This is a genomic window from Allokutzneria multivorans, assembly GCF_039537405.1.
GTDB lineage: Bacteria > Actinomycetota > Actinomycetes > Mycobacteriales > Pseudonocardiaceae > Allokutzneria > Allokutzneria multivorans.
Genome location: NZ_BAABAL010000019.1, coordinates 510,710 through 533,628, shown reverse-complemented (window position 1 = coordinate 533,628; position 22,919 = coordinate 510,710). Strand labels below are relative to the sequence as shown.

Below are 22,919 nucleotides of genomic sequence, written 5' to 3'. Positions count from 1 at the left end.
CTCGGTTACGCTGGGAACCGTGCGCCTTGCCCGTATCGCTCATCCAGAAGGCGTCGCGTTCGTGGCCGTCGAAGGCCCGGCCGACGCGCTCGTCGCCGCCGAGATCGCCGAGCACCCCTTCGGCCCGGTGCAGTTCACCGGTCGCCGCTGGCCGCTCGCGGACACCCGGCTGCTCGCGCCGATCCTGCCCTCCAAGGTGATCTGCGTCGGCCGCAACTACGCCGACCACGCCAAGGAGATGGGCAACGAGGCGCCCGCCGACCCGATGATCTTCCTGAAGCCCTCGACCTCCGTCGTCGGCCCGAACGCGGAGATCCGGCTGCCCGCCAGCTCCGACCACGTCGACTTCGAGGGCGAGCTGGCCGTGGTGATCGGCCGTCCCTGCAAGGACGTGCTGGCCGAGCACGCGTTCAGCGCGATCCTCGGCTACACCGTCGCCAACGACGTGACCGCGCGCGACCACCAGAAGCAGGACGGGCAGTTCGGCCGCGCCAAGGGCCACGACACGTTCTGCCCGCTGGGGCCGTGGATCGAGACGAAGCTGGACGTGGCCGACCTCCGCCTGCGCACCGAGCTCGACGGCGAGGTGCGCCAGGACGGCCGGACCTCGCAGATGATCCACGACGTGCCCGCGCTGGTGGAGTGGGTGTCGCACATCATGACGCTGCTGCCTGGCGATGTGATCCTCACCGGAACCCCGGCGGGCGTCGGCAAGATGGAGCACGGGCAGAGCGTGTCGGTGACCGTCGACGGCCTCGGCACGCTCACCAACCCCGTGGTGGCCAAGAAGCGTTGAGCTAGCGGCGGGCGAAGTCGGGGGCGTGCTCGGGGAGCACGCCGATCCCGACCAGCGTCGCCGGGATCGCCTGGAGCAGCGGGAACCTGCGGAGCAGGCGGATGGGCAGCGGCGTTCCGCCCGGGGTGGGCGCGTTGGCGGTGCCCAGGGTCTTGCCGAGCACCTGCTTGTGGATCACCCGCTGCATGCCCTGCGTGAGCGCGGTCGGCAACCAGCGCCGCCGCTGCACCTTTGCGAGGTCCTTCGCGGTGAGCGTGCCCCGCCGCAATGGTTCCGCCAGGATGCGCGCCGCGGCGACCGCGTCCTGCACGGCGAGGTTGATGCCCACGCCGCCGACCGGCGACATCGCGTGCGCCGCGTCGCCGATGCAGAGCAGGCCCTCAGCGTGCCACCGCCTCAGCCGCTCCAGCTTCACGTCCAGCAGCTTCACGTCGTCGAGCGACTCCACGGCGTCGATCCGATCGGCCAGCCATGGGATGAGTCGCACGACGCGGCGGCGGAACGCCTCGATGCCCTCCGCGCGGACCGTCGCGTCCGAGCCCTTCCTGATCAGGTAGGCGCACTGGAAGTACTCGCCCCGGTCGATCAGCACAGCGACCTCGCCGCTGGAGAAGCGGCCGAGCCCGCCCTGCGGGTCCTCCTCGCCGCGCGGAAGGCTGAACCACCACACGTCCATCGGCACGCCGAACGACCGGCTCGTGAGCCCGGCTCCGGCGCGCGCGGTCGAGTGCCGTCCGTCGCACGCCACCACGAGGTCCGCGTGCAGCTCGCCGGTCCGCCCGTCGGCCGTGCGGTACTCCACGCCCGCGACCCTGGTGCCGCGCTTGACGAGCCGGGTCACCGAGGTGCTCATGCGGAGGCTGAACGTCGGCTCCTCCCGGCCCGCCTCCGCGATCAGGTCCAGGAAGTCCCACTGCGGCACCAGGGCGATGTGCTTGTGCTTCCCGGGAATCCGGCTCATGTCGCCGAACGGAGCGATGCCCGAGTCCAGCATCACCCGCATGCGGTCCACCTTGCGGTGCGGCACCCGCTCGAACCGCTCGCCGAGGCCGAGCTCGTCGAGCAGCGTCAGCGTCGACGGGTGCACGGTGTCCCCTCGGAAGTCGCGCAGGAAGTCCGCGTGCTTCTCCAGCACCGTGACCTCGACACCGGCCCTGGCCAGCAGCAGCCCCAACACCATGCCCGCGGGACCGCCTCCGGCGATGACGCAGGTCGTGCGCTCGGGAGAAGTCATCGTGATCACCCCTAATTTCAACGCTTGTTGAACAACCTCAGGGTGCACCCGGCCGCACGCGGCGTCAAGGCGTGTCCCCCGTCGGGCGGATCACCTCCGGGCGGGGGAGGCGGAGTGGAAATGCGCGCACAGCCGATCTTGTGGCGTGACGAGAATTGAAGGGCCGCAAGGCTTTCGCGCGGCGAGAGTTGTCATCGCGGCGCGCGGGTGCCGGTCACGGGGTTTCCCGTCCCCTTGGCCGGGCGAAGGCAGGTTAAGCGCTAACCGTTGTGCTCCACAGGCCCTTGACCGAGCCAGTGAACATAACAATCACCTCCTTAGCCGAGTCAGAATCGGTTGGTAAGCGCGTAATCTCACTGGGTGACATCCGCCTTAGCTCCTATCCCCTCCTCCGAGAAGGTCGGACAAATCCGTGCTGTGTGCTTCGACATCGACGACACGTTGGTCGACTATGTGACTTCTTCACGGCGCGGGCTCGCCGCGCTGGTCGGTCACGACGACGCGTGGCCGTTATGGGAACGCGTTACCGAAATGCAGTTGGCGCGTTATCTCGCGGGCGAGGTCGACTACGACACCATGCGGCGTGAGCGGACCAGGGCCTTCTTCGCCGAACTGGGCGTCGAGCTGGCCGACTCCGAGCTGGCGGGGCGGGAGGAGCTGCGGGTCGAGGCCATGCGGGCCGCCTGGGAGGTCTACGAGGACGTCTGGCCCTGCATGGACTGGCTGCGCGCCGCCGGGCTGCGCATCGCGGCCATCACCAACGCCTCCGGGCCGCTGCAGCGGATGAAGATCGCCGACCTCGGCCTCGCCGAGGTGTTCGACCACGTGATCATCGCCGGTGAGCTGGGCGTCGCCAAGCCGGACCCGGCCATCTTCCACACCGCCACGGTCGCGCTCGGCCTACCGCCGGAGCAGGTCGTGCACGTCGGGGACCGCCTCGACCTGGACGCCGTCGGCGCCCGAGACGCCGGTCTGCACGGCGTCTGGCTGGACCGGGGCGACAGTCATGCGCAGGTTCCTCAGGGCGTTCTCACGATCAGCACCCTGGACGAACTGCCCGAGGCTCTCGTCTGCGACCTTGCCCCCGTCGAGACCTCCTGCCACGTGATCACTCCCTGATCAACTGTCCGGCCCCCTTCCACGGCGCTGACCTGCGGTTACGCGCGTGAAGGGGGCCGATTTGGAGGATCGCGGGGGCGTGGTCTAGTATTCATTTCAGCACGAGGGACGGCCCACCGGGAACCGAAACAAGGCCCCGGAAGACCGCCCCGAATGCGGTGGGGTATGGTGTAATTGGCAACACAGCAGATTCTGGCTCTGCCGTTCTAGGTTCGAGTCCTAGTACCCCAGCAGGGCAGGATAAACACCTCCCTAGTTCAAGGCCCCGTCGTCTAGCGGCCTAGGACGCCGCCCTCTCAAGGCGGTAGCGCGGGTTCAAATCCCGTCGGGGCTACAAAGCGGGGAAGCCCGTACTCACGGAATGCGTGAGTACGGGCTTTTTCGCATTGCCCTGTGGGGGCCGAGCCCCCACGCCCCCACGCCGGCGGGCTCCGCCCCCGGACCCCCGGCGCTGTGGTCGCCATCGTGTTGCTCGGCTTCGCCTTCGCCTGTTGCGTTTGTGGGTTGGTTTGGGTTGCCTTGGTTTTGGGTCGGTACTTGTGGGTAATTCGGTTTTGGTGTGGTGGGTGTTTGTGGGGTTTTTGTAAAAGGGTGTAAATGGGTATGTCGTTGGTGGCGGTGGGGCTGTTACGGCGTATGCGGGTTTGTTATGTGGGCTCAAGTTTGCTCGCCTGACTGGGGTGCCTTCGGGAGTGGGGCGGGGCTGGGACTTGGGGCGGCTTTACCTGGGGTGCGCGTGCCATACGCTTGCGGGCGTGGGCCGGGGATTCATCACCGTGCCCGTCCGGCCCACTACGGCACGCGCGAGGGGCCCCAGGTCAGGCCGACCCCCTGCGCTGGAACCTGCCGAGCAAGAGAGAAGCCCGGACTCGGGGAGTCCGGGCTTCGGTGTGTGTAGTGGGGGCTGCGGGGGCTTACATGCGGGACTGGAGGGCCTCGGCGGCGGCCAGGAGGTCAGCGGCCCAGCGGGCGCCGGGGCGGCGGCCTATGCGGTCGACAGGGCCGGAGACGGAGACAGCGGCGACCACGGCGCCGGTGGTGTCGCGGACGGGAGCGGACACGCTGGAGACGCCGGGCTCGCGCTCGGCGACGCTCTGGGCCCACCCGCGACGGCGGACGTCGAGGAGCGTGCGCTCGCCGAAGACGGCGTCGGTGAGGACGGCTCGCTGGGTCGCGGGATCGGCCCACGCGAGGAGAACCTTGGCGCCGGAGCCCGCTGTCATCGGCAAGCGCGCGCCGACGGGAACGGTGTCGCGCAGGCCGCTCGGAGGCTCGGCACTGGCGACGCAGATCCGCGCGATGCCGTCCCTGCGGTAGAGCTGCACGCTCTCGCCGGTGATGTCGCGCAACCGCGGCAACACCGAACTCGCCGCGTCCACAAGGGGATCGGTCGCCCCGCCGGCCAACTCCGCGAGCGCGCCACCGGGCCGCCAACGGCCATCGGCCCCGCGCTGCAACAACCTGTGCACCTCAAGTCCCACCGCGAGACGGTGCGCCGTCGCACGGGGAAGACCCGTTCTGCTGCACAGCTCCGCGAGACCACAGGGGTCCTTCGCCACCGCGTGCAGCACTGCCACTGCCTTGTCCAAGACGCCGATGCCGCTATGCTGTCCCACAAGCCGATACTAACTTCCCATATTGCGGGAAGTCCAGACGTGGTTCCCGCGCGGCCGCCGGGAGCGCACGCGAGAAACCCCACGGAGAGAAGCGATGGCACGCACGCTCGCGGAGAAGGTGTGGGAGGCGCACGTGGTGCGCCAGGGCACTGGTGACGAGCCCGACCTGCTCTACATCGACCTGCACCTGGTGCACGAGGTGACCAGCCCCCAGGCGTTCGAGGGCCTGCGGCTCGCCGGGCGCCCCGTCCGCCGACCCGATCTCACGATCGCCACCGAGGACCACAACGTCCCCACCGTCGACATCGACAAGCCCATCGCGGACCTCGTCTCGCGCACGCAGGTGGACACGTTGCGCCGCAACTGCGCCGAGTTCGGCGTCCGCCTGCACCCCATGGGGGACGCGGAACAGGGCATCGTGCACGTGGTCGGCCCGCAGCTCGGGCTCACCCAGCCCGGGATGACCGTGGTGTGCGGCGACAGCCACACCTCCACGCACGGCGCGTTCGGCGCGCTGGCCTTCGGCATCGGCACCTCCGAGGTCGAGCACGTGATGGCCACGCAGACGTTGCCGTTGCGCCCCTTCAAGACCATGGCCATCACGGTCGACGGCGAGCTGCGGCCGGGCGTCACCGCGAAGGACGTGATCCTCGCGGTCATCGCCCAGATCGGCACCGGCGGCGGACAGGGCTATGTCCTGGAGTACCGGGGAAGCGCGATCCGCGCGCTGTCCATGGAAGCCCGGATGACCGTCTGCAACATGTCCATCGAGGCGGGCGCGCGCGCCGGGATGATCGAGCCGGACGAGGTCACCTTCGCCTACCTGGAAGGCCGTCCGCACGCGCCGCGGGGCGAGAACTGGGACGCCGCCGTGCAGTACTGGCGCACGCTCGCCACCGACGAGGGCGCCGAGTTCGACCGCGAGATCCACATCAACGCCGACGACCTGACGCCGTTCGTCACGTGGGGAACCAACCCGGGGCAGGGCCTTCCGCTGCACGCCTCGATTCCCGACCCGGAGCAGATCGCCGACGAGGGCGAGCGCCTCGCGGCCGAGAAGGCCCTGTCGTACATGGACCTGGCGCCGGGGACCCCGCTGCGGCAGATCTCCGTCGACACCGTCTTCCTCGGCTCGTGCACCAACGGCCGCATCGAGGACCTGCGCGCCGCGGCCGAGGTCCTCAAGGGGCGCAAGGTCGCGGGCGGTGTGCGCATGCTCGTCGTGCCCGGGTCGATGCGTGTGCGCGCACAGGCCGAGGCCGAAGGGCTGCACGAGGTCTTCCTCGACGCGGGCGCGGAGTGGCGCCAGGCGGGCTGCTCGATGTGCCTTGGCATGAACCCGGATCAGCTCACCCCTGGCGAGCGCAGCGCCTCGACCTCCAACCGGAACTTCGAGGGACGGCAGGGCAAGGGCGGCCGGACGCACCTGGTGTCCCCGCTCGTGGCCGCCGCCACCGCCGTGCGCGGCACCCTCGCCTCCCCCGCGGACCTGGACTGAGAAGGGCGATTCACGACCATGGAACCGTTCTCCACCCACACCGGTGTCGGCGTCCCGCTGCGGCGGTCCAACGTGGACACTGACCAGATCATCCCCGCCGTCTACCTGAAGCGGGTCAGCCGCACGGGATTCGCCGACGGCCTGTTCGCCGCGTGGCGGGCGGACGAGCACTTCGTGCTCAACGACGACTCCTTCCGCTCGGGCAGCGTCCTGGTGGCGGGCCCCGACTTCGGCACCGGCTCCTCGCGGGAGCACGCCGTGTGGGCACTTGCTGACTACGGCTTCCGCGTCGTCATCTCCTCGCGCTTCGCGGACATCTTCCGCGGCAACGCCGGGAAGGCCGGGCTGCTGGCCGCGCGCTGCGAGCAGTCCGACGTCGAGCAGCTGTGGAAGCTGCTGGAAACCGAGCCGGGGACGGAGATCACCGTCGACCTGACCGAGAAGACCGTCCGTGCGAAGGACTTCACGGCCCGCTTCGACATCGACGACTACACCCGCTGGAGGCTCCTCGAGGGCCTCGACGACATCGGACTCACCCTGCGACACGCCCAAGAGATCGACTTTTTTGAACGAGAGCGCCCGTCCTGGCTTCCCGTGACACAGACCGCATCCGGGGCCTGAGGCGGGGCGGAACCACTACTGCCAAAGGGGATTGAGCAGCACTAATCCGTTTTTCCCTCCCAGGACAGGCCCCCGAGGGGTTGTAGCTCGGAAGGGCGCAATTCTCGCGTGCCGTAAAGGTTTTTGGGCGTGGCGTGTGGAGAATGCGCTCTGTTGGGCCTATCTTGGGCCAAGTAGTCGGCCCGACTGGGCCGTGACTGTCCTGGGAGGGACTGAAAGTGAACAAGGCCCAGCTGATCGAGGCGCTCGCGGAGCGCCTTGGTGACAAGAAGACCGCCAACACCGCTGTGGACGGTCTCGTGGACGTCATCGTCCGCACCGTCAACAAGGGCGAGAAGGTCACGATCACCGGCTTCGGCGTCTTCGAGAAGCGCGCCCGCGCCGCTCGCACCGCGCGCAACCCGCGCACCGGTGAGACCGTCAAGGTGAAGAAGACCAACATCCCCGCCTTCCGCGCGGGCACCACGTTCAAGGACGTGGTGAGCGGCACCAAGAAGCTGCCGAAGGTCGCCGCCGCGAAGAAGGCTGCCCCGGCCGCCGCCCCCGCCGCCAAGGCCGGCACCCGTGCCACCGCCGCGGCCGCGAAGACCACCACGCGCGCCAAGGCGACCGCGACGAAGGCGCCGGCCACCAAGGCCGCCGCCAAGCCCGCCGCCGCCAAGAAGGCGCCGACCAAGGCCGCCGCGAAGCCGGCTGCCAAGCCGGCCGCCAAGAAGGCGACCACGGCGAAGGCCGCCGCCAAGCCGGCCGCCGCCAAGAAGGCGACCGTCGCGAAGGCCGCTGCCAAGCCCGCCGCCGCCAAGAAGGCGACCACGGCCAAGGCCGCCGCCAAGCCCGCCGCCAAGAAGCCGGCGCGCGCCAAGAAGTAAGGCAGCCCACCGCCTCGCGCGGTGCCTGCTGACGCAGTGACGCAGTGAAGCGGGGCCCGGTCCGAGTGGACCGGGCCCCGCTGTCGTTGCACCGTCATGTCCGTCCAGAGTGGACGGACGTGAGACTCAGTCGTTTTCCTTCGGCAGCGGGCTGGCGAGGTAGTCGGCCGCCGCCAGGACCGGGGCGCCGCCGCCCTCGGTGGTGAACGACAGCACCCACAGGCTGCCCTTGCGGGCCGCCAGCGCGGGCGTGGTGACACCGGAGGAGCGGGCCAGGTGCTCCACCACGTGCGGGATCACCCCGCCCTGGCTGCAGACCAGCGGTGTGCCGCCCTCAGCGGCGATCTCCAGCAGTCGGCCGACGCCCTCGGAGGGATGCGGCCAATAGCCCTCCTCGCTCAGCGAGGGCTCTTCCCTGATGGCGACACCGAGATCCTCAGCGACGCCTTCCACGGTTTGCGAACACCGCACGCGAGGGGCCGAGAACACCCGGTCCGGACCGTAAAGCGGCAATAGTTCACGAAGGGCCGCGGCTTGTTTCACGCCGTTCTTGCTGAGCGGCCTGAGGTCGTCGTCGCCTTCCCACTTGTCGCGCTTCCCGGCTTTGGCGTGCCGCACGAGGAGCAGGGTCGTGGTGTTCGGCGGCAGGGCGGTGAACGCGTCCAGAACGGTGCGGTCGGTGTTCCTGCTGAGCAGCACGGCGGCCTGTTCCGGCGCGAGCCAGCGCAGCGCGTCGACCTCCTCGTTCGGCACGAACTCGCCACCGTTGACCCGAGCGGAGTAGTAGTCGACGATCTTCTGTCCACTTCGGCCGTCCACTGTGGTCAGTGGGTAGCGGACCCTGCCGAGGCTCCTGCCGAGCACGGGGGAGAACCCGGTCTCCTCAAGGACTTCCCTCGCCGCCGTCGCCGGAGTGGTCTCCCCGGGGTCCTGCTTGCCCTTGGGCAGCGTCCAATCGTCGTAACGGGGGCGGTGCACCACCGCGACCTCGGGCTTGCCGGAGGAGTCCCAGCGCCACAGCACGGCGCCCGCCGCGTAGACCTCGTTCACGCCTTCGCTCCGTACCGCCGCAGCATCTCCGTCTGGAGGTCCAGCACCTGCTCGCCCTCGGCGGGCGACGGCGTCCACCCGCCGCCGGGACCGAGCACCCAGCAGCGGGTGCTCTCGTCCATCGACACGTCGAACATGGCCGAGAGGTCCCTGGTGAGCTTGGGGTCGGTGACCCGCACCAGCACCTCGACCCGGCGGTCCAGGTTGCGGTGCATCATGTCCGCGCTGCCGAGCCAGTACTCGTCGCAGCCCGCGAAGTGGATGACCCTGGAGTGCTCCAGGAAACGGCCGAGGATCGAGCGCACGCGGATCGTTTCGGACAGACCCGGAACTCCCGGTTTCAAGGAGCAGATGCCGCGCACCACGATCTCCACGGGCACACCGGCCTGCGAGGCGCGGTACAGCGCGTCGATCACCTGTTCGTCCACGACCGCGTTGGCCTTGAGGCGGATCCCGGCGGTCTGTCCCGCGGCGGCGTGGGCGATCTCGCGCTCGATGCGCTCCACGATGCCGCGCCGAACCCCCTGCGGGGCCACGAGAAGGCTGCGGTAGGTGCTCTGCCGCGCGTAGCCGGTCAGCACGTTGAAGAGGTCCGTGAGGTCCGCGCCCACCGAGGGTTCCGCCGTCAGCAGGCCGAGATCCTCGTACAGCCGCGCTGTCTTCGGGTTGTAGTTGCCGGTGCCGATGTGGCAGTAGCGGCGGATCGTGGAGCCCTCCTGGCGCACCACGAGCGCGGTCTTGCAGTGCGTCTTGAGGCCGACGAGCCCGTAGACCACGTGCACACCCGCGCGCTCCAACGCCCGTGCCCACTTGATGTTCGCCTGCTCGTCGAAGCGCGCCTTCAGCTCGACGAGCGCGACTACCTGCTTGCCCGCCTCGGCCGCGTCGATCAGCGCGTCGACGATCGGGGAGTCACCCGAGGTCCGGTACAGCGTCTGCTTGATCGCGAGCACGTGCGGGTCCGCGGCGGCCTGCTCGATGAAGCGCTGCACGCTCGTGGAGAACGCGTGGTACGGGTGGTGCACCAGGACATCGCCCTCGCGCAGCGTCTGGAACACGCTCTTCGGCGTCTCGCCCTCGCCGAAGGCCGGGTGCGTCGCGGGCACGAACGGCGCGTTCTTCAGCTGCGGCCGGTGCAGAGCGTAGAGCTGCCACAGGCAGTTCAGGTCGAGCAGACCGGGCACCTCGACCACGTCGTGCGGGTCGACGTCGAGCTCGCGGAGCAGCAGCTCCATCATGTGCTCGCTCATCGACTCCTCGACCTCCAGGCGCACCGGGGGACCGAAGCGGCGGCGGGAGAGCTCGCGCTCCAACGCCTGCAACAGGTCCTCGTCCTGGTCCTCCTCGACTTCCAGGTCGGCGTTGCGGGTGACCCGGAACACGTGGTGCTCGCTGATCTCCATGCCTGCGAACAGCTTGTCCAGGTGCGCCGAGATCAGGTCCTCCAGCGGCAGGAACGTCGCGGTGTCGGCGTCCTTGTCCAGCTCGACGCGGACCAGCCGGTGCACGTTGTCCGGGACCTTGATGCGGGCGAAGCGCTCCGTGCGGTCCTCGGGGTCGGTCACCGTCACCGCGAGGTTCAGCGAGAGCCCGGAGATGTAGGGGAACGGGTGCGCCGGGTCGACCGCGAGCGGGGTCAGCACCGGGAAGATGTGCTCGGTGAAGTAGGTGCTCAGCCGCAGCTTGTCGGCGTCGTCGAGGTCGTCCCACACGACGATGCGGATGTCGTGCTTCTCCAGCTCCGGCCGCAGCTCGTTGAGGAAGACGCTCGCGTTCTGCTCGACCAGGTCCTGGGTGCGGGTGGAGATCCGGGCCAGCTGCTCGCGCGGGGACTGGCCGTCGGCGCTGCGCACCGAGAGGCCGGTCTCGTCACGGCGCTTCAGCCCGGCGACCCTGACCATGTAGAACTCGTCGAGGTTCGACGCGAAGATCGCGAGGAACTTCGCCCGCTCCAGCAGGGGCTCAGAGGGGTCCTCGGCGAGCGCGAGCACCCTGGCGTTGAAGTCCAGCCACGCCAGCTCCCGGTTGAAGTACCGGTCGTCGGGGAGGTCCGTCGGCACGGCCAGCCTCGTCGCCGCCGGAGGGGGCGGGACGGAGCGCTGGTGCGCCGGGTCGCCCCCCGCTGGACGGCCTGCTGGTCTGCTCTCGCTGCTGTCCGGGCTCACGTTGCGCCATTGTTCCGCACCGGGAGCACATCAGCGCTGTTCGAGGCACTCGGAGTGGTGAACCTGTCACAGCGCTGAGATGAACTCATCGTTGTGTGGGCGGCAGCATCGCCGTGATCGTGCTCTCCTCGCGCCGCAGCGCCACGCGCTGACCGGGGCGGGGCGCGCGCCAACCGCCCGCGCGCACGGCCTCCACGGGCGCGGTGTGCAGCAGTCCGTCGTCGCCGACGACGGTGACCGAGCCGTCCGGGAGCACGGAGTGCACCGTCGCCTGCTGCGAGGTCTCCTGGTCAGAAATGCGCACGAAACGCACGATAGCGCCGGTGGAGTACCTGAGGAAGATCGTGCTTGCCGTCGCCTGTTCCTGGTACTGCCTACGGGCGCGGCGCGCAGAGACGGCCGGAGGTGTGACGGCCGAGGCCGAGCGCGGCGGCGATCGTCAGGTCCTCCTCGGTGTCCACGTCGCAGCGCAACGAGGGCCAGTCGCCCAGCAGCGCGCGTGCTCCGCTCGCGGTGTGGGCGGCTGAGGAACCCGGGCCGAAATGCGGGTCGAGTTCTTCGGTGGCGCTTGAGAGAAGCAGCGTCGTGCCGGTGCCCTGGCGGTCCGGGCAGTGCGCTCGACCGCCTTCCGACGCCGCGATCGCCGCGCCGAGTTCGGCCGCCCGGAGCGCGGGCAGATCGGCTTGGAGAGCTCCGATCCGAGCCGTGGGGTCCGCCTCGCGGAGAAGCCGCGCGCCGTGCCGCAGCGCCGCGTTGAGGCCACCGCCGGGAATGTCCGGGACGGACGCGACGCCGATTTCACGTACGGCTGAAGCGACCTCGGCATCCGATGTGACAGCTACCACTCGGCGCACGCCAGGCGCGTTCGCGGCGGCGGTCAGCGTGTCCAAGGCGAGCGCGAGCGCCAAGGCCGCGTGAGCGCCCGGATCGCGCCTGCCGCGGTCGGCCGCGCCGAGCAACCGCGACTTCGCCCGGTGCAGCGACTTGACCGGGACCACCAGATCGACTCCTTGGGACACGGTTCATCCTTACCCCAAGTCCCGGTTCGGTGTCCGGCTGGACCAGACGGCACCGCTGCGGGAAGACTCACCTCACCCCGCGCTCGGCGGGGCCGTGAACGGGAGGCAACGCGTGGCCAGGGAAAAGGGCGGCTTCTGGGTGGGTGTCGCCGCGGCGATGTTCTATCCCGCCACCAGGGTGCTGGCCCGGCGCAAGTTCCTCGACCAGGACAAGCTGCCCAAGCAGGGCGCCGTCCTGCTGGTCGGCAACCACATCTCGCTGCTCGACCCGCCCTACACCGCGGTGTACGTGCACCAGGCCAAGCGGGTGCCGAGGTTCCTGGCCAAGGACAGCCTGTGGAAGATCCCGTTGCTCGGGCCGATCCTGCGCGGCGCGGGCCAGATCCCGGTCAGCCGGGGCACCGCCGACGCGCGCAACAGCCTCGAGGCCGCGAACAAGGCGCTGCGCGAGGGCAAGGTCGTCACGATCTTCCCGGAGGGCACCCTCACCAAGGACCCCGAGCACTGGCCGATGGTGTCCAGGACCGGCGTCGCCCGGCTCGCCGTCGAGCACTGCGTCAACGGCTCGGTTCCCGTGCTGCCTCTGGTGCACTGGGGCACGCAGCAGGTGATGGACCGCAAGCACAAGCTGCCGAAGCTGTTCCCGCGCCGGACGGTCGTCGTGCGCGTCGGCGACCCGCTCGACCTGTCGAAGTTCCAGGGGCGCGCGCTCGACAACGAGCTGCTGCGCGAGGTCACCGACCACCTGATGGGCGAGGTGCGCGACCTGCTCGCCGAGGTCCGCGGTGAGCCCGCGCCGACGGAGTTCTACTCCCCGCGCAAGGCCCGCAAGGACAAGCAGGAGGAGGGCAAGTGAACGACGCGCAGCGCATCGCCGTTCTCGGCGCCGGGTCGTGGGGGACCACCTTCGCCAAGGTGCTCGCCGACGCGGGGCGAGACGTGACGTTGTGGGCGCGCAGGCCCGAGCTGGCCGAGGCGATCAACGAGCGCAAGGAGAACCCCGACCGCCTCGCCGGGATCACCCTGCCGGAGCGGCTGCGGTCCACCGTGGACGCCGCTGAGGCGTTGGACGGCGCCGAGGTGGTCGTGCTGGGCGTGCCGAGCCAGCACCTGCGGGAGAACCTGGCGGGCTGGCGGCACCTGCTGCCTCCGGGGGCGACCCTGGTCAGCCTCTCCAAGGGCGTCGAGCTGGGCACGCTCAAGCGGATCAGCGAGGTCGTGCGCGAGGTCGCCGAGGTGCGGGAGGACCAGGTCGCCGTGGTCTCCGGGCCGAACCTGGCGATGGAGATCGCGGTGTGCCAGCCGACCGCGACCGTCATCGCCTGCCCCGACCACGACCGCGCCGTGCAGCTGCAACGAGCCTGCGCCACCACCTACTTCCGCCCGTACACGATCACCGACGTGGTCGGCTGCGAGCTGGGCGGCGCGTGCAAGAACGTGATCGCGCTGGCGTGCGGCATCGCCGTTGGCCTCGGGTTCGGCACCAACACCGCTGCCTCGCTGATCACCAGGGGGCTCGCGGAGACCAGCAGGCTCGGCGCAGCGCTCGGGGCCGACCCGCTGACCTTCGCCGGGCTGGCGGGGCTCGGCGACCTGGTCGCGACGTGCTCCTCACCGCTGTCGCGCAACCGGAGCTTCGGCGAGCGCCTCGGCCGGGGTGAAACCCTCGCGCAGGCCCAGGAGGCCGCGCACGGACAGGTCGCCGAGGGCGTGAAGTCCTGCTCGTCCATCCGTGAGCTGGCCACCCGCAACGGTGTCGAGATGCCGATCACCGAGGCCGTGCAGCGGCTGTGCGACGGCGAGATCGAGCCGCGCGAGATGGTCGCGGAACTGCTGGGCCGCAAGCAGAAGCCGGAGCGCTCATGACTCAGGGCTGGGGCGACGGGACCCGGTGCGTCCACTCAGGACAGTCCGAATCCGTTGTGGGGGAGCCGTTCCTGGCGGGTCCGGTCTTCGCGACCGCCTACCACCTCGACGGCGCCCCCGGCCGCGCCCAGCCCGACTACTACGCGCGCTCCGGCAATCCCACGTGGCGCGCGCTGGAAGCCGCGATCGGCCAGCTCGACGGCGGGGAGTGCGTGCTCTTCCCGTCCGGCATGGCGGCGATCAGCACGCTGTTGCGAGCTTTTGTCAGCTCCGGGGACACAGTCGTGGTGCCGTCGGACGGGTACTTCGCCACGCGGACCTTCATCGCTGAGGAGATGGACGTCTCCGTTCGGCACGTGCCGACCCCGGGGCCGTGGTCCGACTTCACCGGCGTTCGCCTGGTGCTGCTGGAAACGCCGTCCAACCCGTGGCTCGACGTGTGCGACATCCGGTCCCTCGTGGACAGTGCGCACGCGGCGGGAGCCCTTGTGGCGGTGGACAACACGACCGCGACCCCGCTCGGTCAGCAGCCGCTCGCGCTCGGTGCCGACTTCGTGGTCGCCAGCGACAGCAAGGCGTTGACCGGCCACAGCGATGTCCTGCTCGGCCACGTGTCCACAGTGGACGCCGCGTTGGCCGAGCGGCTCCGCAAGGCGCGCACGCTCGGTGGTGCCGTGCCCGCGCCGTTCGAGACCTGGCTCGCGCACCGCAGCCTCGGCACGCTCGACCTCCGGTTGGCCCGGCAGAGCGAGACCGCCGCCGTGCTCGCTTCCGCGCTGCTCGCGCATCCGGCCGTCCGCACCGTGCGCTGGCCCGGCCTGCCGGAGGACCCGGCGCACGAGATCGCGCGTTCGCAGATGCGGCGGTTCCCGGGCGTCGTGACGATCGAGCTGGCCGATGCCGTGACGGCGGACCGGTTCGTCGCCGCCGCGCGCCTGGTGACGGCGGCGACCTCGTTCGGGGGACTGCACACCACGGGCGATCGGCGCGCCCAGTGGGGAGACCCCGTGCCGGAGGGGCTGGTCAGGCTGTCCGTCGGCGTCGAGGACACCGATGATCTCCTCGCCGATGTGATTCAAGCCCTCAACGCTGTAACGACTTGACGGGGTGTGCGGGGCTCCTGTTCGATTCAGGCATGTCTTCGCGCGCCATGACGCACCGGATGGGCCACATCGCCCTCGTCCGGGTTGCCAGCGCGCTCTGTCTTTCGTGGTGAACCGCCCCGTCTGACCTCGCGAGGCCGCACCAACCCCGTCCGCCTGATCGGCGACGCCGTGCGCGTGCCCGCACCATCACCACATTCCTGAGGAATCACACCGATGTTCGCTGTTCCGCCCAACACCCTGCCCGGCGACCGCCCCGTGCTCCTGCACCCCGCCCGGATCGCGCTCCAGGTCGCCGCCGACCGCTCCCGCTGGGCGCACCGCCTGCGCTACGACCCCGTCGACCGCTGGGTGGGGCTGGTCGAGAAGACCGACGAGCACGAGATCTGGCTGATGAGCTGGCTCCCCGGCCAGCACACCGAGCTGCACGACCACAACGGCGGACACGGTGCGTTCACCGTGGTCCAGGGCTCCCTGGTGGAGCGCGTGGCCCGCGTGGGCGCCGACGGCAGGCCCGTTGAGCTGGTGCACGCGTTGACCGCCGGGCAGACCCGCGCGTTCGGCCCGTCGTACGTGCACGAGGTGCGCAACTCCAGCCCGGACCCCGCCGTCAGCATCCACGTCTTCGGCCCGCGCAGGCAGGGCATGACGGAGTACCGCCAGGACCTCCTCACCGGCCCCGTCGCGAAGTCCTAGTCGCTGTTGACCTAGCTGCGGCCCCTGACGTGTTCGGGGGCCGCAGTGGCGTTCGGGGGTAGCAGGGGGCACGGCTCGGGCTCGCCCCAGACCTGGCGCACCGGCAGGACTCCGGCCCAGCACGAGCCGTCGGTCACGTCCGCTTCGTCGTCGCCGGGCGGTCCACGCCGGATCTTCACCGAGGCCTCCGTCAGCTCCAGCGCGAGCACGGAGGTTCCGGCCAGCTCCTTCTGCGTCGGCCTGCGCGTGTAGTCCCACGAGCCCGGCGCCACGTGCTCGGTGATCACTTCGAGCGCGTGCAGCTTCTCGTCCGGCTCCTGGACGAGCCGCGCGCGACCGTGCACCACGGCTGAGCGGTAGTTGGCGGAGTGGTGGAACACCGACCTGGCGTAGACGATCCCGTCCAGCAGCGTGATCGCCACGGAGACCTCGGCGCCCGCGATGGCGGTCCGCAGCGTGCTCGCGCCCGTGGAGCCGTGCACGTACAGCGTGTTGTCCTCCCAGCCGTAGCAGGTCGGCAGCACCACGGGCGCTCCGTTGACCACCACGCCGAGGTGGCAGATCACACCGGCGTCGAGCACTTCGTCGAGGTCGGTGCGCTCTGACGTCGCGCGGTCCTTGCCACGCCGAACGGTGCTGCGTGCGGTCGGGGAGAGCGGCAGTCTGGTCACCTCCCTAACCTGTCGCATGAAGTGGCCTTGCCGAAGAGCCACCACCGCACGACTTCGAAAGGCCACTGCCGTGCTGCCGGTCGAGCTGCCGATCACGTTGGACCGCACCGACGCCCGCCCTCTCGCGGCCCAGCTCGCCGACGCGCTGCGAGCCGCTGCGACCACCGGGCACCTGCGCAGCGGCGATCGACTGCCGTCGACGCGCGCACTCGCCACGCACCTCAAGGTCAGCCGTACCGTGACGGCCGCCGCGTACGACCAGCTGCACGCAGAGGGCTGGCTGGACGGCAGGCACGGCTCGGGCACCTTCGTCACCGCCACGCCTCCTGCACCAGAACCGGGCACCGCGGTGGCGAAGCCGAGTACAGAGCCAGGTGGCGGCATCGACCTCGCGCCGGGTGCTGGGCTCGCGGAGGGCATTGAGACCGCTGCCTGGCGCAGGGCGTGGCGTGCGGCTGCGGAGACCGATCCGCTGCTGCGCCCACAACGCGCCGGACTGCCCAGTTACCGCGCTGCGGTCGCGGAGCACCTGTTGCGTCACCGTGGCCTCGTGGTGCCCAGTGCGCCTGAAGACGCCGTGCTCGCCACAGCGGGGACAACGGCCGCTGTGGGCGAGTTGGCCATGGCAGTGCTTCCAAGAGGTGCTGCGGTCGCTGTCGAAGAACCCGGGTACCAGCGTGCCGTGGGCGCATTCCGCGCTGCGGGGCTCCGTGTGGTTGCTGCGCCGGTGGACCACGACGGGCTCATCGTGTCCGCGATCCCGGATGACGTCGTTGCGGTGTACTGCTCGCCCGCGCACCAATACCCGCTCGGTGGTCGTCTGCCCGCCACGCGGCGCACGGAGCTGATTGAGCGTGCGCGCGCCAACGGCTGGCTGATCATCGAGGACGACTACGACGGCGAAATGCGCTACGACGTCGCGCCGTTGCCACTGCTGGCGTCACTGGCTCCCGACGTCGTCGTGCACCTGGGCACCACGAGCAAGATCCTCACGGTTGGGCTCGGCATCGGGTGGATGGTCGCGCCGCCGGAGATCGCCGCCGGGGTGATCAGGCACCGCGACCTCACCGGCACCTCGCCCTCGGCGGCGGGGCAGCGGGTGCTGGTCGAGCTGGCCAGGCACGGCGACCTCGGCAGGCACCTGCGCAGGCTCCGCAGAGAACTGGGCGAACGGCGCGCGTCGCTGGTCAGCGCCTTCTCCGAGGCCGGAGTGCCGACCTCGGGCGACGAGGCGGGCGGGCACCTGGTCGTTCCGCTGCCCTCGGTGGAGGTCGAGCGCGAGGTGCTCGCGGCGGGACTGCGGCACGGACTGGTGCTCGACGGCCTTGAACGCCACCACGTCGGCGCGCCCACCTGGTTCGGCCTCGCGGTCGGCTACACGGCCTGCACGCGGCGTCAGCTCGACGGCGCGCTGCCCGTGCTGGTCGAGCTGCTCAGTCGAGCGCGTGCTGCTCCTCGTACAACGGCACCAGCTCGGCGGCGATAGCCAGCAGCTTCGCCACCAGCTCCTCGGTGAACGCGCCGGGACGGCAGTCCTCGACGTCGAGCGTGCCGAGCACGCGGTCCCCGTCGACCACCGGGACGATCACCTCGGAGCCGATCTTGTCGCTGGCCGCCACGTAGCGCGGGTCCCCGGCGACGTCGTTGCACACGAGCGGTTTCGCCTGCCGCACCGCTTCGAGCGTCAGGTTCTCCGCGAGGGGGAAGCGCGGGTGCGCCGGACCGGGCAGACCGCTCCACGCGAGCAGTTCCACCGCGCTCGGCGACGCCTCGTAGATCCCGACCCAGTGGAAGCCGGTGACCGAGCGCACGAGATCGGCCACGAGGCTCGCGCGCAGGCGCGGGCAGCCCGGCTCCCGGACCGCCTCCCGCACCTCGTTCACGAGCTCGCACTGCTGCACACCATGACGGTCTCACCAGGGTCAAGTCGGCGCGGAGGGCGGTGGGCGTCCCCCGGTAGGGTCACGGTCATGGCAGAGCGCAGGACGAGGGTCGCGGTTGTTTTCGGTGGTCGCAGCACGGAACACGGGGTTTCGTGCGTGTCGGCGCGCAGCGTGCTGACCCACCTGGACAGCACCCGGTTCGAGGCCGTTCCGGTCGGAATCGCCCCGAACGGTGCCTGGGTGCTGGGCACAGATGATCCGAAAGCGTTGGAGATCCGTGACCGCAGCCTTCCGCAGGTGCCGGAGAACGGCACCGCTGTGGTACTGCCGGGCGATCCGACCAGGCGCGAGGTCGTTCTGCTGGAGGCCGAGCGCGCCGGTGAGGTGCTCTCGGGGGTCGACGTCGTCTTCCCCGTGCTGCACGGCGCTTTCGGTGAGGACGGCACCATCCAGGGCTTGCTGGAGATGGCCGGGGTGCCCTACGTCGGTGCGGGCGTGCTCGCCAGCGCCGCCGCCATGGACAAGGAGTTCACCAAGAAGCTGCTCGCCGCCGAGGGCATGCACAGCGTGCCCTTCGAGGTGCTGCGGCGGGACCAGGCGACGCTGACCGAGCAGCAGCGCGAGCGGCTCGGCCTGCCGGTGTTCGTCAAGCCCGCGCGCGCGGGCTCCTCCATCGGCATCTCCAAGGTCTCCGACTGGGCCGACCTGGACGCCGCGATCGCGCTCGCCCGCGAGACCGACCCGAAGGTCCTCGTGGAGAAGGGCCTCGTGGTGCGCGAGATCGAGGTCGGCGTGCTGGAGCACCCGGACGGCCGGGTCGAGGCCAGCCTGCCCTCGGAGATCCGGATGCTGGAGAGCGCGGCCGTCGACTGGTACGACTTCGACTCCAAGTACCTCGACGCCGACCAGGCGTGCGAGGTCGACATCCCCGCGAAGCTGGACGACGAGCTGATCGAGCGCATCCGCGCGATGTCCGTCGCGGCCTTCCACGCGTTGGACTGCCAGGGCCTGGCGCGGGTGGACTTCTTCGTCACCCCCGACGGCACGCCGATCATCAACGAGATCAACACGATGCCCGGCTTCACGCCGATCTCCATGTACCCCAAGGTGTGGGACGTCACGGGTGTGGACTACCCGCGCCTGCTGACCACGCTGATCGAGACGGCCATCGCCAGGGGCACCGGCCTGCGCTGATCATCCACTTAGGACAATGCCCAGCCGAGTGCGTCGCCGTAAGCGCGGCGCACTCGGTCGAGACAGCTCTCCGGAGTGGGAAGGTCCTTGGTCTGGTGACCGAGCTGGTCGTGCCAGTCCAAGGAGGGCAGGGAACGGAACATGTACGGCGCGACCTGCCAACCGGTGACCTCGCGCACCAGCTCCGCGGTTTCGGCGTTCAGCGCACCGAGCGCGGCGAGACCGTTGAGGTCGTAGAGGTCCCTGGCGGCGTGCCGGTCCATCCACGCCACCGTCTTCATGGCAGCCGCCGAAGCCAAGGTCGGCACTCGCAAGGAGATCGGCGCCGCGATGTCGCGGTAGCGCGTTCCCACCACGCGGACGACGGTCGGCCACTTCGTGAAGTCGTGATGGGCCTTGCCGTCCAAGAGCTGCACGCGAACTCGTGTGCCGTCTTCTGTGCGCAAGAGCCCAGGCTCCACTGCGCGCACATCGCGCAGCGGTGGGTCCCACGTGGTGCGTGGGAACTCGCGACGCAGGAGGTTCGGCAGACGCTCGTCAATCACCGTGGCGACCTCTCGGCGGTTGATCGCGCACAGATCGATGTCCTCCGAGAGACGGGCGCCGTGGTCCGGATCGTCCAGATAGGTTCGCGCGAGCGCAGCCAGGGCATGGCTGATCAGGTGGTCGCGACGCACCTGCCCTTCGGAGACGCCGTACGCGTGCGCGGTCGCGAGGAGTTCATCTTGTTCAAGCATCGGTGTCCGTCATCAGTGCGAGTGCCATGCGCAGCGCCGCCGGGCGGTGCTGTTCCGCTGCAAGCTGTCCGAGCAGGTCAGGGTCGGCTCGCCGGCCTAGGGCGCGAACGGCTTCAGCGGTGTCTCCCGGAGTGAGGCCGCCCAGAGCGGGGCGCGCAGCTAGATCCAGGATCGTCTGCTCGACCGTGGTGACCCATCCTGTCGTCAGCTCAGTGTCGACGCGCTCCAGGTCCAGCTTGTCGGTGTTCCGTTTCACGAACACCAGGCGGCCGAGATCGGTCCGCAGTTCTGGACGCTGTTTGGGGACCGCGACCACGGCGACGGCGATAGCTCGCGGGATTGCTCCGTGGTGACGAGCGGCGCTCGTGCCCATCAACGCGACCGTCGCCGGTCCGTAGTCGGCCTGAGCGATGCCCAGCGCGACCGCGGCCAGGTCCGGCCGCCACGTGGTGTCGCCGAGCCGGTCCAACGGGGCGATCGCGTAGTACCCCGTGTGCACCTGACGCAGGACCCCCGCTTTCGCCAGCCGTGCCAGTTCCGCGCGCGGATGGGCGTACACGACGGCATCGCGCGGCCGCAGCACTCGGTTGCTCCGGCGGGCGAGGGCCGGAGGCACGGTCACACCGATTCTCCCCATTGGTATTACCTCCGTAGGCTAGTAGCCTACGTTCATCATAGTACCTGGGAGAAGGAACGGCGGTGTCAGCGAGTGGGCGTCGGCGGAATCGAGTGCGGCGGACCCTGCCCCGGCGGGATTCCGACCAGGTCGGGTGAGCGCGGCGGCAGCGCCTTGGCGATCGTCGCGGAAACCTCTTGCAGCGGACCGGTTCCCGCGTCCTTGGGCACGGTGAGGACCACGTACACCGGGCGGTCGACCGCGACCCAGGTGCTCACCCCCGGCTCGGCGATCTCCAGCCACGTGGCGCCGCCGACCACCAGCAGCGGGCTCGCCTGGTTCAGCTCCGACGGCCTGCCCAGGCCGCAGCGCAGCACCACCGGGTCGACCTGCGGGCTGCCCCAGGCGACGGTGGACACGGGAGCGGGCTCGGCGAGCTGCCTGCGCGGCAGCTTCGCGGAGTTCGAGGTGAGTTCGGCGGGAAGGCCGTCGAGCACCGCGCGGCACTCCGGCGTGCTCGCTCCTGGTGCGGGCACCGGGGGCAGGGCCAGCGGGCCGGTGCGGCGCGCGGTGGTGATCTCTTCTTGCCGCTGTCCGGGGTCCTCGGCGGGGCCCGCGAGGAGGCCGATGGCGCCGACCGCGCCGGCCAGCAGCAGCGGGAGCCCGACCGCCAGGATCACCAGCGGCCGGGGGAACGCGTTGTCCGTGGGCTTGTCGGGCACCCGGCTACTACAACACGCGAGGTGGCCGGGGCGGGTTCCGGGGGCGACGCCCGGACACCGCGCCCGGCACGGGGTCCTAGAGGTGGACCACGGGGCAGGTCAGCGTGCGGGTGATGCCGTCGACGCCCTGGATGCTGGCCACGACGAGCTGGCCGAGCTGGTCCACCGTCTCCGCCTCCGAGCGCACGATCACGTCGTACGGACCGGTCACGTCCTCGGAGCTGATCACGCCGGGAATGGTGGCGATCTCGGCGGCGACCGCTGCTGCCTTGCCGACCTCGGTCTGGATCAGGATGTATGCCTGGACCACGGCGTGCCCCTTCGTCTTGATCTGTCTGCACGGGGTAGGAACGTGCACGAAAAGCTACCCCAGCCGGGGGTCGGGTCGCTCAGGGTCGGAGGTGGGTGTGCGTCCGGAACCGCCGCGTGACGCCGAGACCGTCGCGGGGCTCGGCGAGTTCGGGCTCATCCGCCGGGTGACGCAGAACCGCGCGCAGCCGCCACCGACGCTGCTCGGGCCGGGAGATGACGCCGCGGTCGTCGCCGCACCGGACGGTCGCGTGGTGGCCTCGACCGACGTGCTCGTCGAGGGCGTGCACTTCCGCCTGGACTGGTCGAACCCGGAGCAGGTCGGGCGCAAGGCGGTCGCGGTCAACCTCGCCGACATCGTCGCGATGGGTGCCGTGCCGACCGGTGTCCTCGTCGGCTTGGCCTGCCCGGCGGACACCCGGGTGGAGCTGGCCGACGGGCTGTTCGCGGGCATGTGGCAGGAGGCCGCCAGCGCCGGAATCGGTGTCGTGGGCGGGGACATGGTCACCTCGGACACGCTGGTGATCTCTGTCACGGCGCTCGGTGACCTGGAGGGCCGGGAGCCGGTGAAGCGCTCGGGAGCGCGGCCGGGCGACGTGCTCGCCTATGCCGGGCGGCTCGGCTGGGCCGCCGCCGGGCTCGCGGTGCTGGGCAGGGGATTCCGTTCTCCGGTGGCGGTTGTCGGCGCGCAGCGCGTGCCCGAACCGCCCTACGCGTGCGGTCCCCAGGCGGCGCGCGCGGGCGCGACCGCGATGCTCGACGTCTCCGACGGGTTGCTGGCCGACCTCGGCCACATGGCGCGCGCGTCGGAGGTGGCGATCAACGTCCGCACCGAGGGTTTCGAGGTGCACCAACGACTTCTCGACGTCGCGTCCGCGCTCGGGGCCGACCCGCTGCACTGGATGCTCACCGGCGGTGAGGACCACGCGCTGGTCGCGGCCTTCCCCACACCGGGGCAGGTTCCCGAGGACTGGCACCCCATCGGCTGGGTGGGCAAGGGCTCCGGCGTGACCGTGGACGGCAGGCCCTACGAGGGGCCGACCAACGGGTGGGAGCACTGGCGCTGAGCAGGACTGGCGCTGAGTAGGAATGCGGGAAAATGCATTTCTATCCACGTGCCTGGTCGCTTAGGGTG

Annotated in this window: 24 protein-coding genes and 2 tRNA genes; 14 read left to right on the top strand and 12 right to left on the bottom strand. The window is 70.3% G+C overall.

The annotated features are described in order from the left end of the window. Positions 1 to 19: 19 nt before the first annotated feature. Positions 20 to 796 (top strand): fumarylacetoacetate hydrolase family protein, encoded by a 777-nt coding sequence (locus ABD798_RS30515; RefSeq protein WP_344882448.1) that lies wholly within the window; start codon positions 20 to 22, stop codon positions 794 to 796. A 1-nt stretch (position 797) separates the two neighbouring features. Here ABD798_RS30515 and ABD798_RS30510 read toward each other — a convergent pair whose 3' ends face one another. Next, positions 798 to 2,030 carry an FAD-dependent oxidoreductase gene (locus ABD798_RS30510; RefSeq protein ID WP_344882445.1) on the bottom strand — a complete coding sequence of 411 codons (1,233 nt, stop codon included), beginning with the start codon at positions 2,028 to 2,030 and terminating at the stop codon, positions 798 to 800. A 360-nt stretch (positions 2,031 to 2,390) separates the two neighbouring features. Here ABD798_RS30510 and ABD798_RS30505 point away from each other — a divergent pair, with 360 nt between their 5' ends. From ABD798_RS30505 to ABD798_RS30495, 3 genes are all read left to right on the top strand, one after another. Continuing rightward, a complete protein-coding gene (locus ABD798_RS30505; protein WP_344882442.1) occupies positions 2,391 to 3,149 on the top strand; it encodes an HAD family hydrolase in 759 nt (252 codons plus the stop codon). A gap of 159 nt (positions 3,150 to 3,308) precedes the next feature. Next, a tRNA-Gln gene (locus ABD798_RS30500) sits at positions 3,309 to 3,380 on the top strand. 30 nt (positions 3,381 to 3,410) lie between these two features. Further along, positions 3,411 to 3,483, top strand: a tRNA-Glu gene (locus ABD798_RS30495). Between the two features lie 580 nt (positions 3,484 to 4,063). On the opposite strand, the gene ABD798_RS30490 is transcribed toward ABD798_RS30495, so the two are convergent. Then, a complete protein-coding gene (locus ABD798_RS30490) occupies positions 4,064 to 4,765 on the bottom strand; it encodes an IclR family transcriptional regulator (protein WP_344882439.1) in 702 nt (233 codons plus the stop codon). Between the two features lie 94 nt (positions 4,766 to 4,859). Here ABD798_RS30490 and leuC point away from each other — a divergent pair, with 94 nt between their 5' ends. The 3 genes from leuC (at position 4,860) to ABD798_RS30475 (ending at position 7,753) form a co-directional block, all read left to right on the top strand. Beyond that, positions 4,860 to 6,263, top strand: coding sequence for a 3-isopropylmalate dehydratase large subunit (gene leuC, locus ABD798_RS30485; protein WP_344882436.1), 1,404 nt, complete (start codon positions 4,860 to 4,862; stop codon positions 6,261 to 6,263). Positions 6,264 to 6,281: 18 nt separating this feature from the next. Further along, positions 6,282 to 6,884, top strand: coding sequence for a 3-isopropylmalate dehydratase small subunit (leuD, locus tag ABD798_RS30480; RefSeq protein WP_344882433.1), 603 nt, complete (start codon positions 6,282 to 6,284; stop codon positions 6,882 to 6,884). 218 nt (positions 6,885 to 7,102) lie between these two features. Beyond that, complete coding sequence (locus ABD798_RS30475; RefSeq protein WP_344882429.1) at positions 7,103 to 7,753, top strand: HU family DNA-binding protein; 651 nt, start codon at positions 7,103 to 7,105, stop codon at positions 7,751 to 7,753. A 126-nt stretch (positions 7,754 to 7,879) separates the two neighbouring features. Here ABD798_RS30475 and ABD798_RS30470 read toward each other — a convergent pair whose 3' ends face one another. The 4 genes from ABD798_RS30470 to cofC all read right to left on the bottom strand — a co-directional run bounded on the left by ABD798_RS30470 (position 7,880) and on the right by cofC (position 11,987). Then, on the bottom strand, positions 7,880 to 8,803 hold the full coding sequence (locus tag ABD798_RS30470) for an NUDIX hydrolase (protein WP_344882426.1): 924 nt from the start codon (positions 8,801 to 8,803) through the stop codon (positions 7,880 to 7,882). Then, positions 8,800 to 10,968 (bottom strand): RNA degradosome polyphosphate kinase, encoded by a 2,169-nt coding sequence (locus tag ABD798_RS30465; protein WP_344882424.1) that lies wholly within the window; start codon positions 10,966 to 10,968, stop codon positions 8,800 to 8,802. The genes ABD798_RS30470 and ABD798_RS30465 overlap by 4 nt, the downstream gene beginning before the upstream one ends. A gap of 85 nt (positions 10,969 to 11,053) precedes the next feature. After that, positions 11,054 to 11,272: a hypothetical protein gene (locus ABD798_RS30460; protein ID WP_344882421.1), complete on the bottom strand. Its 219-nt coding sequence runs from the start codon at positions 11,270 to 11,272 to the stop codon at positions 11,054 to 11,056. Positions 11,273 to 11,342: 70 nt separating this feature from the next. Further along, on the bottom strand, positions 11,343 to 11,987 hold the full coding sequence (gene cofC / locus ABD798_RS30455) for a 2-phospho-L-lactate guanylyltransferase (protein ID WP_344882418.1): 645 nt from the start codon (positions 11,985 to 11,987) through the stop codon (positions 11,343 to 11,345). 112 nt (positions 11,988 to 12,099) lie between these two features. Between cofC and ABD798_RS30450 the strand changes: the two genes are divergently transcribed. From ABD798_RS30450 to ABD798_RS30435, 4 genes are all read left to right on the top strand, one after another. Further along, entirely contained in the window at positions 12,100 to 12,843 is a 744-nt protein-coding gene (locus ABD798_RS30450; RefSeq protein WP_344882414.1) for a lysophospholipid acyltransferase family protein, read from the top strand. Next, positions 12,840 to 13,853, top strand: coding sequence for an NAD(P)H-dependent glycerol-3-phosphate dehydrogenase (locus ABD798_RS30445; protein ID WP_344882410.1), 1,014 nt, complete (start codon positions 12,840 to 12,842; stop codon positions 13,851 to 13,853). Before ABD798_RS30450 ends, ABD798_RS30445 begins: the two co-directional genes overlap by 4 nt. Then, entirely contained in the window at positions 13,850 to 14,956 is a 1,107-nt protein-coding gene (locus tag ABD798_RS30440) for a cystathionine gamma-lyase (protein ID WP_344882407.1), read from the top strand. Before ABD798_RS30445 ends, ABD798_RS30440 begins: the two co-directional genes overlap by 4 nt. A 216-nt stretch (positions 14,957 to 15,172) precedes the next feature. Continuing rightward, entirely contained in the window at positions 15,173 to 15,652 is a 480-nt protein-coding gene (locus ABD798_RS30435) for a cysteine dioxygenase (protein WP_344882404.1), read from the top strand. A gap of 11 nt (positions 15,653 to 15,663) precedes the next feature. Here the strand turns inward: ABD798_RS30435 and ABD798_RS30430 are convergent, their stop codons facing one another. Continuing rightward, complete coding sequence (locus tag ABD798_RS30430) at positions 15,664 to 16,341, bottom strand: pyridoxamine 5'-phosphate oxidase family protein (RefSeq protein WP_425549296.1); 678 nt, start codon at positions 16,339 to 16,341, stop codon at positions 15,664 to 15,666. A 52-nt stretch (positions 16,342 to 16,393) separates the two neighbouring features. On the opposite strand from ABD798_RS30430, the gene pdxR reads away from it, so the two are divergent. After that, positions 16,394 to 17,809 carry a MocR-like pyridoxine biosynthesis transcription factor PdxR gene (pdxR, locus tag ABD798_RS30425; protein ID WP_344882401.1) on the top strand — a complete coding sequence of 472 codons (1,416 nt, stop codon included), beginning with the start codon at positions 16,394 to 16,396 and terminating at the stop codon, positions 17,807 to 17,809. Here pdxR and ABD798_RS30420 read toward each other — a convergent pair. After that, the gene (locus tag ABD798_RS30420) at positions 17,757 to 18,224 is read right to left on the bottom strand and encodes a GAF domain-containing protein (RefSeq protein ID WP_344882398.1); all 468 of its coding nucleotides are present in this window, start codon (positions 18,222 to 18,224) and stop codon (positions 17,757 to 17,759) included. The two genes, pdxR and ABD798_RS30420, sit on opposite strands and share 53 nt — an antisense overlap. A 69-nt stretch (positions 18,225 to 18,293) precedes the next feature. Here ABD798_RS30420 and ABD798_RS30415 point away from each other — a divergent pair, with 69 nt between their 5' ends. Beyond that, the gene (locus tag ABD798_RS30415) at positions 18,294 to 19,400 is read left to right on the top strand and encodes a D-alanine--D-alanine ligase family protein (RefSeq protein WP_344882395.1); all 1,107 of its coding nucleotides are present in this window, start codon (positions 18,294 to 18,296) and stop codon (positions 19,398 to 19,400) included. Between the two features lie 8 nt (positions 19,401 to 19,408). Here the strand turns inward: ABD798_RS30415 and ABD798_RS30410 are convergent, their stop codons facing one another. The 4 genes from ABD798_RS30410 to ABD798_RS30395 form a co-directional block, all read right to left on the bottom strand. Then, positions 19,409 to 20,137: a nucleotidyl transferase AbiEii/AbiGii toxin family protein gene (locus tag ABD798_RS30410; protein ID WP_344882393.1), complete on the bottom strand. Its 729-nt coding sequence runs from the start codon at positions 20,135 to 20,137 to the stop codon at positions 19,409 to 19,411. After that, complete coding sequence (locus ABD798_RS30405) at positions 20,130 to 20,759, bottom strand: type IV toxin-antitoxin system AbiEi family antitoxin domain-containing protein (RefSeq protein WP_344882391.1); 630 nt, start codon at positions 20,757 to 20,759, stop codon at positions 20,130 to 20,132. Before ABD798_RS30405 ends, ABD798_RS30410 begins: the two co-directional genes overlap by 8 nt. 80 nt (positions 20,760 to 20,839) lie before the next feature. Further along, complete coding sequence (locus tag ABD798_RS30400) at positions 20,840 to 21,475, bottom strand: DUF3515 domain-containing protein (protein WP_344882389.1); 636 nt, start codon at positions 21,473 to 21,475, stop codon at positions 20,840 to 20,842. Positions 21,476 to 21,551: 76 nt separating this feature from the next. Further along, entirely contained in the window at positions 21,552 to 21,785 is a 234-nt protein-coding gene (locus ABD798_RS30395; protein ID WP_030430580.1) for an Lrp/AsnC ligand binding domain-containing protein, read from the bottom strand. Positions 21,786 to 21,882: 97 nt separating this feature from the next. Here ABD798_RS30395 and ABD798_RS30390 point away from each other — a divergent pair, with 97 nt between their 5' ends. Next, positions 21,883 to 22,851, top strand: a complete 969-nt coding sequence (locus ABD798_RS30390) for a thiamine-phosphate kinase (protein WP_344882385.1) — start codon at positions 21,883 to 21,885, stop codon at positions 22,849 to 22,851. Positions 22,852 to 22,919: the final 68 nt, after the last annotated feature.

Excerpts from the sequence above, each read along its gene's own strand:
- ABD798_RS30410 (WP_344882393.1), bottom strand. The coding sequence starts at position 20,137 with ATGCTTGAACAAGATGAACTCCTCGCGACCGCGCACGCGTACGGCGTC.
- leuD (WP_344882433.1), top strand. The coding sequence starts at position 6,282 with ATGGAACCGTTCTCCACCCACACCGGTGTCGGCGTCCCGCTGCGGCGG.
- leuC (WP_344882436.1), top strand. The coding sequence starts at position 4,860 with ATGGCACGCACGCTCGCGGAGAAGGTGTGGGAGGCGCACGTGGTGCGC.
- ABD798_RS30415 (WP_344882395.1), top strand. The coding sequence starts at position 18,294 with ATGGCAGAGCGCAGGACGAGGGTCGCGGTTGTTTTCGGTGGTCGCAGC.
- ABD798_RS30435 (WP_344882404.1), top strand. The coding sequence starts at position 15,173 with ATGTTCGCTGTTCCGCCCAACACCCTGCCCGGCGACCGCCCCGTGCTC.
- ABD798_RS30430 (WP_425549296.1), bottom strand. The coding sequence starts at position 16,341 with ATGCGACAGGTTAGGGAGGTGACCAGACTGCCGCTCTCCCCGACCGCA.
- ABD798_RS30510 (WP_344882445.1), bottom strand. The coding sequence starts at position 2,030 with ATGACTTCTCCCGAGCGCACGACCTGCGTCATCGCCGGAGGCGGTCCC.
- ABD798_RS30440 (WP_344882407.1), top strand. The coding sequence starts at position 13,850 with ATGACTCAGGGCTGGGGCGACGGGACCCGGTGCGTCCACTCAGGACAG.